Below are 14,877 nucleotides of genomic sequence, written 5' to 3'. Positions count from 1 at the left end.
GGTGCAACACCGGGCGCCCCCTCCTCGTATGCGCGGGTCACGCGATGTGGTCCTCCTCCAGTTCCGCGTTGAAGCGGTGCTGGAAGCGTTCCGTGAGGGTCTTCAGGGCGCTGGGGCTCATGGTCGTGCCGTAGGTCGCCTGAATGTTGTCGCCGAGGACACCGGGCGTGGGGAAGCTGCCGTCTATCGACTGACGGAACACCTGGTAGTACGACTCCTCGTCCGGCTCGATCAGCGGCGTGCCGCCGCCCTCACCGAGCTCGCGGCTGCGGTTCGGACCCACCGGGATGGGGAACGAACCGGTCTCCTCCGGAGAGGGCTCCTGCGCCGGAGGCTCCAGCTGGTACTGGTCCTGGTACTGCTCGGCCTGCTGCTGCTCCTCGTACCACTGGGCGTACTGCTCCGAGGGGTCGTACGTGGGGTCGTAGCCCCCCTGGTACGCGATCTCGGGCGGCGCCTGGAACCACGGGCTCGACTCCTCCTGCGTCGGCGCGGGGGCGGGCGCATAGCCGACCTGCCGGCCCTGCGGTGTCTGTTGCGCCTGCTGTGCCTGCTGTGCCTGCTGGGGCGCGGGAGCCGCCTCGACGGCCCGGACGCCCGCGTCGACCGGGGCGGCCGCCGGCAGCTCCTGCGCCGGCGCGGCGGCCGGCAGCGGCGCCGGAGGGAGCACGGCCGGCTCTATGCCCGCCGCCGCCAGGCCCGCCGGGGCGGTCTCCGCCAGCGGAACGCCGTAGCGGGCCAGCCGCAGCGGCATCAGCGACTCCACCGGGGCCTTGCGGCGCCAGGCGCGGCCGAAGCGGGAACGCAGCCTCGCCTGGTAGACGAGACGTTCCTGCTCCAGCTTGATCACCTGCTCGTAGGAGCGCAGCTCCCACAGCTTCATCCGGCGCCAGAGCAGGAAGGTGGGCAGCGGGGAGAGCAGCCAGCGCGTGAGGCGCACGCCCTCCATGTGCTTGTCCGCCGTGATGTCCGCGATCCGGCCGATCGCGTGCCGGGCCGCCTCGACGGACACCACGAACAGGATCGGGATCACCGCGTGCATACCCGTGCCCAGCGGGTCGGGCCAGGCCGCCGCGCCGTTGAAGGCGATCGTCGCCGCCGTCAGCAGCCACGCCGTCTGCCGCAGCAGTGGGAAGGGGATGCGGATCCAGGTCAGCAGCAGGTCCAGGGCCAGCAGGACGCAGATACCCGCGTCGATACCGATCGGGAACACATACGAGAAGTTTCCGAAGCCCTTCTCGAGGGCCAGCTCCCGGACGGCCGCGTACGAACCGGCGAAGCCGATGCCGGCGATGATCACAGCGCCGGTCACGACCACGCCGATGAGAACGCGATGCGTCCGGGTCAGCTGTATTCGCTCGGCCACCCGTACTCCCCTCCCCTTGCGTGCTCTTGCGCGCAACAGGGTGGCACATGTGTGCGGCGCACGTGTTGCCGGTCCGTCAGCTCTTCGCGGAGGCGGACGCCTTCGGGGCCGCCGCGGCCGCCTTGGAGGCCGTCGCCTTCGGGGTCGCCGACGAGGACTTGGAGGGCGTCGCCTGCGGGGCGGAGGAGGCCGACTTGGACGGGGACGGGCTCGACGGGCTCTTGGTCGAGCTGTCCGAACCGCCGTCGGCGCCCTCGCCGTTGGCCGACCGCACCGAGGCCACCGCCTCCTTGGCCGCCTTCTCCGCCGCCTTCGTCAGGGTCTCCACGCTCGGCGCCTTGTCGCCCGCCAGACCGGCACCGTTGTAGTCGAGCGTGAGCACGACGTTCTCGACGCGGACCACGACCGTCTGCTGCTTGAAGGCGCCCTCCGACTTCTTCAGGTCGTAGCGCACCGACGTCGCCTCGTCACCCGTCGCGGTCACCGGCGCCGACTTGACGTTCTTCGCGCCCGACACCGCCTGGGCGTCCTTGACCTGCTTCGCGTAGTACGTCTTCGCCTGCGACTCGCCGTCACCGGTCGTCGCGTCCGACTCGAAGCGCAGCAGCGAAACGTTCAGCCAGCGGAACTGGGAGCCCTTCACACCGTTGTTGGCCAGGCTGGACCAGGAACAACTGGCCCGGGCCGCGGTGTCGCTGGACGTCCCCTCCTTGCCCGAGGTCGCGCCCTTCGGCACCAGCTCCGTCAGCGTCTTCTTCGACACCGCCGCACACGCCTCGGGCAGCGTCCTGTACGCCGCCGCCTGCACGGTCGGCGCGGCGCTCGTCGCGGAGTCGGTGCCGGAACCGGTGGAGGCGCCGGCGTCCTTCGCGTCGTCGCCCGAGCCGGAGTCCGAGGAGCAGCCCGCGGCGACCAGCATCACCGGGACGGCGACCGCCGCGGCCAGGAGGCGGTTCAGCCCTCCGGACCGGTTCACTCGCTCGGCACGCTGCTCGCGCTGGTCAAACTGGCCGTCTCGCTGGGCTCGTCGCTGCATGGTTCCTTCACTCATGACGCTCGTGGTTCCTGCGGTCGGATCGGGTCCGAGGGGCCACCGTAGTCGGTGAAGAAGCTGTGCGGTTCCGCTTCGAGGGCTTTGCGGGCGGGGCCCGAACCGGGCCGAAGTGCCCTCAGCCGGCCAGTGAGTCGGCCAGTTGCGCGGCCAGTTTCCGGGCCTTGTCCTGCATTTCCTCGCTGTCCGGCACGGTGCCGACGGTCGCCGGCTGCTCCTCGTACTCGATGGTCACCATGACGTTGGACGTGCGGAACGCCACAGTCACCGTGCGCTGCTTGGCCGTCGAACCGGAGCTGCTGAGCGCGTCGTCGACGAACGCCTCGTCACCCAGGTCCTCCAGGAGACGGGGCTGGAGCTCGGCGGGGGGAACGGTGGAGGAGGCCGAGGGCGAGGCCGACGAGGAGGCGCCGACGGAGGGCGAGGTCGTCGTCGAGGGGGAGGCGCTCGGGCTCGTGGAGGGGGAGCCGGTCGCCGCCCCGGTGGTGGTGGAGACGGCGGGTGCGGGGAGGTCGGCCGCGGTCACCTTCTGCGCGAAGAGCGCCTCGGCCTGGTTGTCGTCGCTCACGGCGTTGTCGTACGAGACGACCCGCTCGAAGTCGACGAGGAGATGGTCGGTGGCGTCCGTCGACTCCACCTTCCAACGGCAGCCCACCTTGCGGTCCGTGTCGAACGTCTGCGTCGCCTCACCCGCGTAGGCCGTGTCGCGCTGCGCCTCGTCGGCGAGCTGCATGATGCCGGGGAGGAGCGAGTCGAGGGTGGACGCGCTCACCACACCGCAGGCCTCGGGGAGCGTGGCGTACCTGCCGGGCTGCGCGACGGCGGTGGCCGTCCCCGCCTCGCCCGGGTTGGAGTTGTCCGTCGAACCGCCCTCGTCCGAACCGCCGGTGCAGCCGGCCAGCAGTGCCGCGAGGAGCGCGACGACGCCGGGTACGTATGCCTTCCGCTGCACGGTCGGCTCCTCTCGACAGGTCAGGTGATGTGGGTGGCCCGGTGTCCCCGCTGGTTATTCGCTTGCCGGACGGGGGCGGCCCCTGGAGACAATGTGTATCGCACGTGGAGCTGTGGATGCCGGTCCGCTGTCCTTTTCGTTGGCCTTGGCACCAGTTTTGCGATGAAAGGCTTTTGTATTTACTCCGGGGGAATGAGGACGATATGTCGTACGTGGAAATGCCGGGCGCGAAGGTACCCATCCGTATGTGGACCGACCCCGCGTCGGTCGAGGAGGGGGCGCTCCAGCAGCTGCGGAACGTGTCGGCCCTGCCGTGGATCAAGGGACTGGCGGTCATGCCGGACGTCCACTACGGCAAGGGCGCGACGGTCGGCTCGGTCATCGCGATGCAGGGCGCCGTCTGTCCCGCGGCGGTGGGGGTCGACATCGGGTGCGGGATGTCCGCGGTCCGGACCTCCCTGACGGCGAACGACCTCCCCGGCGATCTCTCCCGGCTCCGCTCGAAGATCGAGCAGGCGATCCCGGTGGGCCGCGGGATGCACGACACGGCGGTCGAGCCCGGCCGGTTCCACGGATTCGCCACCGCGGGGTGGGACGACTTCTGGGGGCGGTTCGACGGGGTCGCGGAGGCGGTGAAGTTCCGTGAGGAGCGTGCGGGAAAGCAGATGGGAACGCTCGGAAGCGGAAACCACATGATCGAAGTTTGCCTCGATCAGTCAGATTCGGTCTGGCTCATGCTGCACTCCGGTTCGCGGAACATCGGCAAGGAGCTGGCCGAGCATCACATCGGTATCGCCCAGAAACTCCCGCACAACCAGGGCCTCGTCGACCGCGACCTGGCGGTCTTCGTGTCGGACACTCCGCAGATGGCCGCGTACAGGAACGATCTGTACTGGGCTCAGGAGTACGCGAAGTACAACAGGGCGATCATGATGGCGCTGTTGAAGGACGTTGTCCTCAAGGAGTTCAAGAAGGCCAGGCCGACCTTCGAGACCGAGATCTCCTGCCACCACAACTACGTGGCGGAGGAGCGGTACGAGGGCATGGACCTCCTGGTCACGCGCAAGGGCGCGATTCGCGCCGGTTCCGGTGAGTACGGGATCATCCCCGGCTCGATGGGCACCAGCTCGTACATCGTGAAGGGCCTCGGCAACGAGAAGGCGTTCAACTCGGCTTCGCACGGAGCGGGTCGGCGTATGAGCCGGAACGCGGCGAAGCGGCGTTTCACGGTGCGGGATCTGGAGGAGCAGACGCGGGGCGTGGAGTGCCGCAAGGACTCCGGAGTGCTCGATGAGATTCCGGGCGCCTACAAGAACATCGACCAGGTGATGGATCAGCAGCGGGACCTGGTCGAGGTGGTGGCGAAGCTTAAGCAGTTCATCTGCGTGAAGGGCTGACGCCCTGCCACCGCGGGCCCGCGGATGAAGTTCGCGGGGTGGGGGCCCGAGCCGGTTCGCGGTTCGGCTCGGGCCCCCACACGTCTGTCCCTCAGCTGAGCCGCTTCTCCAGCAGGGTTACCGCGTAGGGGCTTCCCGTGCCGCCCTGTTTCGCGTGTTGTTCGCCGACGACCGTGTAGCCCGCGGACTCGTAGTACGCGCGCAGGCGGGGGTTGGTGGAGAGGCAGTCGAGGCGGGCGTAGGGGCGGCCGGCCGCGGTGATGCGGGACTCGGCCTGGGCCAGCATCCTGCGGCCCGCGCCCGGTGGGGCGGTGTGCGGGGTCGTCATCAGGCGGTGGACGTAGCCGGCCTCGGGCGGGCGGGGGCCCCAGGCGGCCGGATCGTCCCACCAGAGTTCCCAGGCGCCGACGAGCGAGCCGTCCGCGTACGCCAGCCAGACCTCGCCCTCGCGCATCCGGTCGACGAAGTGGGCCTCGGTCTTCTCGCCGGGCTGCCACTGCTCGATGCCCCGGGCCAGTTGCCACAGGGCCGCCGTGTCGCGCAGACGGACCAGGAGGGGCGCGTCCTGGGGCTGCGCCCTGCGGTGGGTCAACTCAGGCCAGACGGTGGGGGCGGGCTCCAGCAGGCGGGTGCGCAGGGTCGCCGACAGGGCCTGCGCGTTCATGCCCAGGGCGTCCGTGACATAGGCCTCGACCGAGCCGTAGCGGGCTCGCAGGGCCGTGAGGAACAGGCGCATCACCGACTCGGGGGCCCGGCCGAAGGCCGGCCATGCCGGGGAGCGGCCGTCGTTTCTCGCGCGCCAGTCGGCGAGCAGGGCCGGGGTCGCCAGTTCCGTCAGGGAGAAGTCCTCGATGATCACCTCGTCCGGGACGCCCAGCAGGCCCAGGACCAGGGCGGCCAGCTGTCCGGTGCGGTCCTTGCCCGAGGCGCAGTGGAAGACCAGTCCCCGCTCCGCCTCCGCCACCAGCTCCAGGGCCGCCGCGATCTCCTTGGTGCCGTCCTCGGCCACCTCCATGAAGCGGGCGGAGAGGTAGGGGCCTGGGTCCACGTCCGGGGTCAGCGCCGCCTGGTCGTAGGGGCGGTGCTCGATGCTGAGGTTGCGGTAGGCGAAGGAGGAGTGCTCCGGGACCCGGCCTCTCGCCTCCGCCTCCCACGGGTGACGGAGGTCGATGACCGTGCCGACGCCCAGCGCGAGGAAGCGGTCCCAGTCCGGGGTGTCCGGTCTCAGCTTGCCGAGCGAGTCCGCGCGGAACAGCCGGCCCGCGCGGACCCGGTGGCCGCTGCCGGTCGGGTATCCGCCCAGGTCGCGGAAGTTGTGCAGTGCCTCGAACGGTATGTGTCTGTCCACGTCGAAGACCCTATGGCGCGGTGGCCGTCACCCGGCCGTCACCGTTCCCGGTGGACCTTGGTGTTGGACGCCTGGGCGCGGGGGCGCAGTACGAGGAGGTCGACGTTGACGTGGCTGGGGCGGGTGACCGCCCAGGTGATCGTCTCGGCCACGTCGGTGGCGGTGAGGGGTTCGGCGACGCCCTCGTAGACCTTGGCGGCCCTGTCCTCGTCGCCGCCGAAGCGGGTGAGGGCGAACTCGTCGGTCCTGACCATGCCGGGGGCGATCTCGATGACGCGGACCGGCAGGCCGACGATCTCCAGGCGGAGGGTCTCGGCGAGGACGTGGGCGCCGTGCTTGGCGGCGACATAGCCGCCGCCGCCCTCGTACGTCCCGTGACCGGCGGTCGAGGACACCACCACGACCGTTCCGTCGCCGCTCGCCACCAGCTTGGGGAGCAGGGCCTGGGTGACGTTGAGGGTGCCGAGGACGTTCGTCTCGTACATCGTGCGCCAGTCGGCCGGGTCACCGGTGGCGACGGGGTCGGCGCCGAGCGCGCCGCCCGCGTTGTTGACGAGGACGCCGATCGTCTTGAAGGCGCCGGCGAACTCGTCGACCGCCGCTCGGTCCGTGACGTCCAGCGGGTAGGCCGTCGCGGAGCCGCCCGTGCGGGAGATCTCCTCGGCCAGTGCCTCGATGCGGTCCTTGCGGCGGGCGGTCAGGACGACCCGGTAGCCGGCCGCGGCGAGCTGCCGGGCGGTGGCGGCGCCGATTCCGCTGCTCGCACCGGTGACGACGGCGATGCGGGAGGCGGCGGACGGGGCGGCGGTGGCCATGGGCTGCTCCTCGTGCACGGGGGTGTTCTTCATACGATCAGCTGCCGCCCAGGGTATCGGGGTCAGCCGCCGTTCCTCGGGGCCCACATGATCACGGCCATCCCGGCGAGGCAGACCAGGGCGCCCGTCACGTCCCAGCGGTCGGGGCGGTAGCCGTCGGCGACCGCGCCCCAGAGCAGGGAGCCGGCGACGAAGACGCCGCCGTACGCGGCGAGGATCCGGCCGAAGTGGGCGTCGGGCTGGAAGGTGGCGACGAAGCCGTACGCGCCGAGGGCGAGGACACCGCCGGCCGCCCACAGCCATCCCCGGTGCTCGCGTACGCCCTGCCAGACCAGCCAGGCGCCGCCGATCTCGAAGAGCGCGGCGACGACGAACAGAGCGGCCGACCGGAGGATGAGCATGGCCGCAGCTTGGCACGGCGGGTGCTGTCACCTGTTGGAGGGCGCCTGCCGGGCGCCTGGCGTGGGATACATCCCCTTCGTACCCGGCCCTTCGGATCCGGCCCTTCGGATCCGGGCGGGTTCCGATCGACGAATCGAGGAGTGGTGGCATGCGCTGGATGCGGGGTCTCGCGGTGTGGGGTGCGGTGCTGGCGGTGGGGACGGGAGTCGCGCCCGCCCGGGCGGCGGGGGAGGCGACCGAGGCAGACCTGTCGTACCACGGCTCCGCCGTCATGCACGGCGGCCGGGTCGACGTCCGGCTGACCCCGCGCAATCACGGTCCGGGGGACGTCTCCGACTCGACGGTGCGGCTGCGCTGGTCGGTGCCGTTGGCGGCCGGGGCGCAGCGGCTGCCGGCCGGCTGCGCGCGGACGGGCCGCCAGGAGGTGGTGTGCCGGACGGGGGCGCTGGCCGCGGACGGGCTGGGGGAGCGGATCGCGTTGCGGGTGTGGCTGCGGGGACGGCCGACGGAGGTGACGATGGCCGTCGACACACTGTGGGGCGGCGGTTCGGTGGACCGTAACCGGTCCAACGACCGGCAGCAGGTGCTGGTCCTGGACACCGGGGACGCGTACTTCTTCTGACGTTCGCGGGAGCGGAGCGTCGTACGATCTGCGGACGGCGCTGACGGCGGTGCCGACGAAGGGATGCGATGTCCGGGAACGTGCGCTCGCGGCTGCTGGACGAGCTGGCCGTCGTGTCGCGTCGGTACGCGGCCGCGTACGCCCTGTTCAACCAGGCTCTCGCCGACCGCCTCGGGCTGCATCCCACGGATCTCCAGTGTCTGAACCTGCTGATGCTGGAGCGGGAGCCGGTGACGACGGGCCGGGTCGCCGAGCTGACGGGACTGACCACCGGGTCGGCGACGCGGCTGGTGGACCGGCTGGAGAAGGCGGGTTACGTCGTCCGGGAGCGGGACGCGGCCGACCGGCGGCGGGTCCTCGTGGTGACGGTGCCGGAGCGGATCGCGGAGTTCACGCGGATGTGGGAGCGGCTGGGCGGCGACTGCATGCCGCTCTTCGAGGACCTGGGGGACGACGAACTCGCGGTGATCGTGCGGCATATGCGGCGCACGGTGGAGTTCGGCGCGGAGCAGGTCGCACGGTTGCGGGAAGGCCGGGTCTAGCGGCGGGATGCAGGAGACGGACATACGGCCGTCCGCGGTGGCGGCCGGGGAAGCGCGGGGGGCGGACGACCACTCCGTACGTGCTGCGCTGCCGCGGCACTGGCCGCTGTTGCTGCTGGGCGCGGCGGTGGTGCCGGGTGTGCTGCTGGTGCTCGTCGGGCGGTCGTTGGACGAGCCGGCGATGCAGGCGTGGCGGACGGTGGGTCTGGCCGTGACCGTGCAGGCGCTGCCGTTCCTGCTGCTGGGCACGGCTCTGTCGGGGGCGATCAACGCGTTCGTGCCGGCGCGGGTCTTCAGCAGGCTGCTGCCGAAGCGGGCCGCGCTGGCCGTGCCGGTCGCGGGGATGGCGGGCGTGGTGCTGCCGGGGTGCGAGTGCGCGTCGGTGCCGGTGGCGAACAGTCTGATCGGGCGGGGGGTCACACCGGCCGCCGCGTTCGCGTTCCTGCTGTCGGCGCCCGCCGTGAACCCGGTGGTGCTGACCGCCACGGCCGTCGCGTTCCCGGGCGACCCGGAGATCGTCGTCGCCCGGCTGCTCGCCTCGCTGGTCACCGCCGCCGCGATGGGCTGGCTGTGGCTCTGGCTGGGGCGCGAGGAGTGGTTGAAGCCCGCTGTCGTCCGGCACACCGGGCATGTGCCGGGGCGCAGTCGTTTCACCGAGTTCCGGCGTGGTTTCCAGCACGACTTCCTGCACGCGGGGGGTTTTCTGGTGGTGGGGGCGATGGCGGCGGCGACGTTCAATGTGGCGGTGCCGCGCACGCTGCTGGACACCTTCGCGGGTTCGCCGTGGCTGTCGGTGCTGTTCCTGGCGGCGCTGGCGATCGTGCTGGCGGTGTGCAGCGAGGCGGACGCGTTCGTCGCGGCCTCGCTGACCGGGTTCTCGCCGGTCGCGCGGCTCGCGTTCATGGTGGTGGGGCCGATGGTCGATCTGAAATTGATCGCGCTTCAGGCGGGCACGTTCGGACGGGCCTTCGCGGTGCGGTTCTCGGCGGCCACGGCGGTGGTCGCCGTGGTGTGCAGCGCGGTGATCGGAGGGGTGCTGCTGTGAGGCGGTTCGTGCAGGTGGGGCTGCTGGCGCTGGCCGGTCTGGGGTTGTTGCACACCTCGCTGTTCACGGACGAGTACCTGCGGTACGTCAAGGAGGGGATGCGGCCGCTGCTGGTCGCCTCCGGGGTGCTGCTGGTGGTGCTGGGCGTGGCGGAGGCGTGGGCCGCCCCGCCGGAGGAGGGACACGGCGAGCCGGGGCATGCCGAGCAGGGGCGCGGGCGTCAGGGGCGTGCCGAGTCGGGGCGCGGGCGTCAGGGGCGCGGTGAGCAGCGGGTTGGCAGGCAGGCGCACGGAAACGAGGGGCCTGGCGGGCCGGGGCACGGGCACGAGGGGCACGGGCACGAGGGGCACGGGCACGCTCACTCCGGTGTCCCGCGGGTCGCCTGGCTGCTGTTTCTGCCCGTGCTGAGCCTGCTCTTCTACGCGCCTCCCGCACTCGGCTCCTACACGGCCTCCCGGGAACCGGCGAAGGCCGTCGCCGTGCAGGAGGACGCCTTCGACGCGCTGCCCGCGACCTCCCCGCTGCCGATCACGCTCACCGACTTCACACAGCGGGTGCAGCAGGACCGGTCACGGGCCATCCGGGGCCGCACGGTCGTGATGACCGGGTTCGTCAGCCCGGCGCCGGCGAAGCAGGACGGCTGGTATCTCACCCGGATCATCGTCAGCTGCTGTGCGGCGGACGCGTCGTCCGTGAAGGTGCTGGTCCAGGGGATCGCCGCGCCGAAGGCCGACACCTGGGTGAACGTCACCGGGAGCTGGCAGGGGAGCGGCACGCTGGGCACCTCGTCGGCGGCGGTGACTTTGGACGCGCGGGGAGTCCAGCGGGTGCGCAAGCCGTCGAACGCGTACATGGACGCGCTGCCGCTCGGCTCCTGAACCGCTCAGACGTCGGTGTGGTCCGCGTCGTAGCGCAGGCGGGCCGCCTGGACCTCGTCGAAGTGGATCTCCGCCCAGTCCTTCACGGCCGTCAGCAGCAGCGCGGGGTTGCTGCCGAGCGGGGTCAGTTCGTAGTCGACGCGGACGGGGACGGACGGGGTGACCGTGCGGGTCAGGAAGCCGTCGCGTTCCAGGGGCGCAGGGTCTGGGTGAGCATCTTGGGGCCGACTCCGGCGATCCTGCGGGCCAGGTCGCTTGTAGCGCCGGGGGCCGGGGGTGAGGGCCGAGACGACCAGGCTGACCCACTTGTCGCTGAGGCGGTCCAGGAGCTGGTTGGCCGGGCAGCCGCGGAGGAAGGCGTCGTACTCGCGGCTGGCCTCCCGCGCGCGAGGCGGGTCGAGCCATGCGTGGCCGCGCCCGCGAGACCTGGCCCCCACGTGCGGCGCACGGCGGAGCCGAACCCGCTCCCGCGGAGGCCTTGCCGCCCATGTGCGACACGCGGCGGAGCCGCAGACACGCCCGCGAGGCGGAGCCCCGCCGCGCCCGCGAGGCGGAGCCCCGCCCCCCGCCGCGCCCGCGAGGCGGGGCCGGGGTCGCTCATGGGGTGCGGTGTCTGGCGTAGGTGGCAGGGGGGACTCCGACCGTCGCGGTGAAGTCGCGGACCAGGTGGGCCTGGTCCGCGTAGCCCAGGTCGGCGGCCACGGCCGCCCAGTCCACCGCCTCCTCGGCCTCCGCCCGTTCCAGGGCCTCGTGGATGCGGTAGCGCAGGATCACCCATTTGGGGCCCACGCCGACGTACGCGGCGAACAGGCGCTGGAGCAGGCGTACCGACAGCCCTTCGTCGCTCGCGAGGTCCGCCACCCTGCGGATCGCGCGGTCGGTGCGGATGCGGTCGACGAGGGTCATCGCGAGGTCGGCCTGGGGGTCCGGGCGGGGGACGCGGGCCGCCAGGAGATGTGCGTCGAGGGCTGCCACCCGGGCCCCCTCGTCGGCCGGGGCGAGGACCGGGTCCGGGTCGGTGCCGGTGAGGTGGACCCGGCGGCCCGTCCAGTGGGAGACCGGGTGCTCGGGGGCGAAGGGGCGGAAGCCACCCGGGCGGAACTTCACGCCGCACACCCGTCCCCGGCCCTCCAGTTTCTGCGCGAAGAGGCCCTGTTGGACGCCGGCGATCTCGACGAAGGGTTCCTGCCCCTCGAGCCGCTGGAAGACGAGGTGGACCGCGGGGTGCGGGACCACGTGGGAGACGTACGGCTCGGTCAGGTCCCAGTCGATCAGCCAGTAGTGCTCGACGTAGGGGCGCAGGGGCGGGGCCGGTTCGGGGCGGCGGAAGCGCACGCGTGCGAGGAACTCCGCGGCGTCGACGATGCCTCGGGTGTCACGGCGTCGGGTGGCCATGTCCGGATCGTAGGACGGGCTACTGACAGTCGTGTCAGCCGGCCGGACGAGGCGGTGGCCGTCGGGCGGGACGGGGCGCTGTCGGCCGGGCGGGGACGGGCTGGTGGCTGTCGGGCGGGGCGGGGCGGTGGCAGCCAGGCGGGGACGACGGGGCGGTGGCCGTCGGGCGGGGCGGGGCGGCCGCAGCCGGGCGGAGCGAGGCGGCGACGGCCGGCGGGATGCGGGCGGGACCGCGCGGCGGAATAGAGGAGGGAGGGATGCCGTTAGGGCGGTATAGTTTAACGGTCAACAACTTTGGAGGTTGAGCGACCATGCAGTTCGGGATCTTCAGCGTCGGCGATGTCACGCCGGACCCCACCACGGGCCGTACGCCGACCGAGCGCGAGCGGATCAAGGCCATGGTCGCCATCGCGCAGAAGGCAGAGGAGGTCGGCCTCGACGTCTTCGCCACCGGCGAGCACCACAATCCGCCGTTCGTGCCCTCGTCCCCGACGACGATGCTCGGCTACATAGCCGCGCGGACGGAGAAGCTGGTCCTCTCCACCTCCACCACCCTCATCACCACCAACGACCCGGTGAAGATCGCCGAGGACTTCGCGATGCTCCAGCATCTGGCCGACGGGCGCGTCGACCTCATGATGGGGCGCGGGAACACCGGCCCGGTCTACCCCTGGTTCGGCCAGGACATCCGGCAGGGCATCAACCTCGCCATCGAGAACTACGCCCTGCTGCGCCGGCTGTGGCGCGAGGACGTCGTCGACTGGGAGGGCAAGTTCCGTACCGCCCTGCAGGGCTTCACCTCCACGCCCCGCCCGCTGGACGACGTGCCGCCGTTCGTCTGGCACGGCTCCATCCGCTCGCCCGAGATCGCCGAGCAGGCCGCGTTCTACGGTGACGGCTTCTTCCACAACAACATCTTCTGGCCGGCCGACCACACCAAGCGGATGATCGAGCTGTTCCGCGCCCGGTACGCGCACTACGGGCACGGCACGCCCGAGCAGGCCGTCGTGGGGCTCGGCGGGCAGGTCTTCATGCGGAAGAACTCGCAGGACGCGGTGCGCGAGTTCCGGCCGTACTTCGACAACGCGCCGGTCTACGGTCACGGGCCGTCCCTGGAGGACTTCACCGACCAGACCCCGCTGACCGTCGGCACGCCGGAGCAGGTCATCGAGAAGACGCTCAAGTTCCGCGAGTACGCCGGCGACTATCAGCGCCAGCTGTTCCTCCTGGACCACGCGGGGCTGCCGCTGAAGACCGTGCTCGAGCAGCTCGACCTGCTCGGCGAGGAGGTCGTGCCGGTGCTGCGCAAGGAGTTCGCCGTCGGCCGGCCGGCCGGGGTGCCGGACGCGCCGACCCACGAGTCGCTGCTCAAGGCGGCCCAGGCCGCGCGGGCGGCGCAGGCTTCCCGAGAAGGGGTGGATGTCGCATGAAGCTCGTCGTCGTCTCGGCGGGGCTGAGCGTCCCGTCCTCGACCCGGCTGCTGGCCGACCGGCTGGCGGCCGCGACCGTCGGGCGGACCTCGGCAGAGGTCGAGGTGGAGGTCGTGGAGCTGCGCGACCTCGCCGTCGAGATCGCCCACAACTTCACCAACGGCTTCCCCGGACGGAAGCTGGCCGCCGCGCTGGCGGCGGTGACGGCGGCGGACGGGCTGATCGTCGTCACCCCGGTGTTCTCCGCGTCCTACAGCGGCCTGTTCAAGTCGTTCTTCGACGTGCTCGACCCGGACGCGCCGGCGGGCAAGCCGGTGCTGATCGCCGCCACGGGTGGTTCCGCGCGCCACTCACTGGTGCTGGAGCATGCCCTGCGGCCGCTCTTCTCCTACCTCCGCGCCGTGGTCGTCCCGACCGCCGTGTACGCCGCCTCGGAGGACTGGGGCGCGGAGGGCCTGCCCGAGCGGATCGAACGGGCGGCGGCCGAACTGGCGACGCTGATGACGGGCCTGTCCGCGCCCGCCACGCAGGCGAAGGCCGAGAAGGAAGAGGCCGAGAAGGAAGAGGCCGAGAAGGAAGAGGACAAGAAGGACAAGGGGGGCGAGTTCACGGTGGTCCCCTTCGCCGAACAGCTGGCAGCACTGTCCGCCCGCTGACCGGTGACCTGGGGACCCCCGGGCGGGCAAGACCAGCCCGTCCGGGGGTCCCCCCCTCCGGGGGAGTTCGAGGACGAGGCCGTCCAGGTCGAAGCGGGGGTCCGGGGCGGCAGCCCCCAGGTATGCCACCCCCAGGTACGCCCACCCGAACGGTGAGAGCCCAGTAAGAAGGGTGATCGTACGACCGTCCCCACCGCCCAACCGCCGGAGGCCTTGGCAGACTGGCCCGGTGCCTCCCACTGTGCTGCTCGCCGAAGACGACCGTGCCATCCGCAACGCCCTGGAACGGGCCCTGGCCCTGGAGGGCTACCGGGTGACCGCGGTCGCCGACGGGGTCGAGGCGCTGGCGCACGCCCACAAGAACCCGCCGGACGTGCTCGTCCTCGACGTGATGATGCCCGGCATCGACGGCCTCCAGGTCTGCCGGGTGCTGCGCGCCGAGGGCGACCGCACGCCCATCCTGATGCTGACCGCGCTGGTGGAGACCGCCGACCGGATCGCCGGTCTGGACGCGGGCGCCGACGACTACGTCGTCAAGCCGTTCGACGTCGAGGAGGTCTTCGCCCGGCTGCGGGCGCTGCTGCGCCGCACCAACCCCGACGCCGCCCCCGAGGCCGCCGCGCCGGTGCCCGAGGCCCCGAAGCGGGGTACGGAGCGGCACGTGGAGGCGGCCGGGCTGCGGATGGACCCGCAGGCGCGGCGCGCGTGGCGGGGCGGGCGCGAACTGGAGCTGACCCGGACCGAGTTCGAGCTGCTGGAACTGCTGGCGCGCAACGCCGGGATCGTCCTGGACCACTCCACGATCTACGACCGCATCTGGGGCTACGACTTCGGCCCCGGCTCCAAGAACCTCGCCGTCTACGTCGGCTATCTGCGCCGCAAGCTCGACCAGCCCGGCGCCCCGCAGCTGATCCACACCGTGCGCGGTGTGGGTTACGTGCTGCGGGAGGACTGAGTGGCGGCGACGCGAGTGGGACG

At 71.8% G+C, this 14,877-nt stretch carries 15 protein-coding genes and 1 pseudogene; 8 read left to right on the top strand and 8 right to left on the bottom strand.

Features of this window, described 5'->3' with window-relative positions; all coding sequences use genetic code 11:
* Nucleotides 1-37: 37 nt before the first annotated feature.
* The 3 genes from ACFWBD_RS38075 to ACFWBD_RS38065 form a co-directional block, all read right to left on the bottom strand.
* A complete protein-coding gene (locus ACFWBD_RS38075) occupies nucleotides 38-1,366 on the bottom strand; it encodes a DUF2637 domain-containing protein (protein ID WP_385677649.1) in 1,329 nt (442 codons plus the stop codon).
* A gap of 76 nt (nucleotides 1,367-1,442) precedes the next feature.
* Nucleotides 1,443-2,417, bottom strand: coding sequence for a DUF3558 domain-containing protein (locus ACFWBD_RS38070; RefSeq protein WP_385677647.1), 975 nt, complete (start codon nucleotides 2,415-2,417; stop codon nucleotides 1,443-1,445).
* A 118-nt stretch (nucleotides 2,418-2,535) separates the two neighbouring features.
* On the bottom strand, nucleotides 2,536-3,369 hold the full coding sequence (locus ACFWBD_RS38065) for a DUF3558 domain-containing protein (protein ID WP_385677644.1): 834 nt from the start codon (nucleotides 3,367-3,369) through the stop codon (nucleotides 2,536-2,538).
* A 203-nt stretch (nucleotides 3,370-3,572) separates the two neighbouring features.
* On the opposite strand from ACFWBD_RS38065, the gene ACFWBD_RS38060 reads away from it, so the two are divergent.
* Nucleotides 3,573-4,766, top strand: coding sequence for an RtcB family protein (locus ACFWBD_RS38060; RefSeq protein WP_385677641.1), 1,194 nt, complete (start codon nucleotides 3,573-3,575; stop codon nucleotides 4,764-4,766).
* Nucleotides 4,767-4,857: 91 nt separating this feature from the next.
* Here ACFWBD_RS38060 and ACFWBD_RS38055 read toward each other — a convergent pair whose 3' ends face one another.
* The 3 genes from ACFWBD_RS38055 to ACFWBD_RS38045 all read right to left on the bottom strand — a co-directional run bounded on the left by ACFWBD_RS38055 (nucleotide 4,858) and on the right by ACFWBD_RS38045 (nucleotide 7,330).
* The gene (locus ACFWBD_RS38055) at nucleotides 4,858-6,114 is read right to left on the bottom strand and encodes a GNAT family N-acetyltransferase (protein ID WP_385677638.1); all 1,257 of its coding nucleotides are present in this window, start codon (nucleotides 6,112-6,114) and stop codon (nucleotides 4,858-4,860) included.
* A gap of 38 nt (nucleotides 6,115-6,152) precedes the next feature.
* The gene (locus ACFWBD_RS38050; protein ID WP_385677658.1) at nucleotides 6,153-6,929 is read right to left on the bottom strand and encodes an SDR family NAD(P)-dependent oxidoreductase; all 777 of its coding nucleotides are present in this window, start codon (nucleotides 6,927-6,929) and stop codon (nucleotides 6,153-6,155) included.
* 62 nt (nucleotides 6,930-6,991) lie between these two features.
* A complete protein-coding gene (locus ACFWBD_RS38045; RefSeq protein ID WP_385677635.1) occupies nucleotides 6,992-7,330 on the bottom strand; it encodes a YnfA family protein in 339 nt (112 codons plus the stop codon).
* A 149-nt stretch (nucleotides 7,331-7,479) separates the two neighbouring features.
* On the opposite strand from ACFWBD_RS38045, the gene ACFWBD_RS38040 reads away from it, so the two are divergent.
* The 4 genes from ACFWBD_RS38040 to ACFWBD_RS38025 all read left to right on the top strand — a co-directional run bounded on the left by ACFWBD_RS38040 (nucleotide 7,480) and on the right by ACFWBD_RS38025 (nucleotide 10,418).
* The gene (locus tag ACFWBD_RS38040) at nucleotides 7,480-7,953 is read left to right on the top strand and encodes a hypothetical protein (RefSeq protein ID WP_385677632.1); all 474 of its coding nucleotides are present in this window, start codon (nucleotides 7,480-7,482) and stop codon (nucleotides 7,951-7,953) included.
* A gap of 68 nt (nucleotides 7,954-8,021) precedes the next feature.
* A complete protein-coding gene (locus tag ACFWBD_RS38035) occupies nucleotides 8,022-8,495 on the top strand; it encodes a MarR family winged helix-turn-helix transcriptional regulator (protein WP_385677630.1) in 474 nt (157 codons plus the stop codon).
* A 7-nt stretch (nucleotides 8,496-8,502) separates the two neighbouring features.
* Nucleotides 8,503-9,540, top strand: coding sequence for a permease (locus tag ACFWBD_RS38030; RefSeq protein ID WP_385677628.1), 1,038 nt, complete (start codon nucleotides 8,503-8,505; stop codon nucleotides 9,538-9,540).
* The gene (locus ACFWBD_RS38025) at nucleotides 9,537-10,418 is read left to right on the top strand and encodes a TIGR03943 family putative permease subunit (protein ID WP_385677625.1); all 882 of its coding nucleotides are present in this window, start codon (nucleotides 9,537-9,539) and stop codon (nucleotides 10,416-10,418) included. The genes ACFWBD_RS38030 and ACFWBD_RS38025 overlap by 4 nt, the downstream gene beginning before the upstream one ends.
* Nucleotides 10,419-10,423: 5 nt before the next feature.
* Here the strand turns inward: ACFWBD_RS38025 and ACFWBD_RS38020 are convergent.
* A pseudogene (locus tag ACFWBD_RS38020) lies at nucleotides 10,424-10,855 on the bottom strand (winged helix-turn-helix transcriptional regulator).
* A 160-nt stretch (nucleotides 10,856-11,015) separates the two neighbouring features.
* A complete protein-coding gene (locus tag ACFWBD_RS38015) occupies nucleotides 11,016-11,813 on the bottom strand; it encodes a DUF6597 domain-containing transcriptional factor (RefSeq protein WP_385677622.1) in 798 nt (265 codons plus the stop codon).
* Nucleotides 11,814-12,124: 311 nt separating this feature from the next.
* Here ACFWBD_RS38015 and ACFWBD_RS38010 point away from each other — a divergent pair, with 311 nt between their 5' ends.
* From ACFWBD_RS38010 to ACFWBD_RS38000, 3 genes are all read left to right on the top strand, one after another.
* Nucleotides 12,125-13,243: an LLM class flavin-dependent oxidoreductase gene (locus tag ACFWBD_RS38010; RefSeq protein ID WP_385677619.1), complete on the top strand. Its 1,119-nt coding sequence runs from the start codon at nucleotides 12,125-12,127 to the stop codon at nucleotides 13,241-13,243.
* On the top strand, nucleotides 13,240-13,899 hold the full coding sequence (locus tag ACFWBD_RS38005) for a CE1759 family FMN reductase (protein WP_385677616.1): 660 nt from the start codon (nucleotides 13,240-13,242) through the stop codon (nucleotides 13,897-13,899). Before ACFWBD_RS38010 ends, ACFWBD_RS38005 begins: the two co-directional genes overlap by 4 nt.
* 229 nt (nucleotides 13,900-14,128) lie before the next feature.
* Nucleotides 14,129-14,854: a response regulator transcription factor gene (locus tag ACFWBD_RS38000; protein WP_200839763.1), complete on the top strand. Its 726-nt coding sequence runs from the start codon at nucleotides 14,129-14,131 to the stop codon at nucleotides 14,852-14,854.
* Nucleotides 14,855-14,877 lie beyond the last annotated feature (23 nt).

The sequence above is a fragment of the Streptomyces sp. NPDC060002 genome (genome assembly GCF_042737245.1).
Lineage (GTDB): Bacteria > Actinomycetota > Actinomycetes > Streptomycetales > Streptomycetaceae > Streptomyces.
Note: the sequence above shows the minus strand (reverse complement) of the source record. Positions and strands in the feature narration are given on the sequence as shown.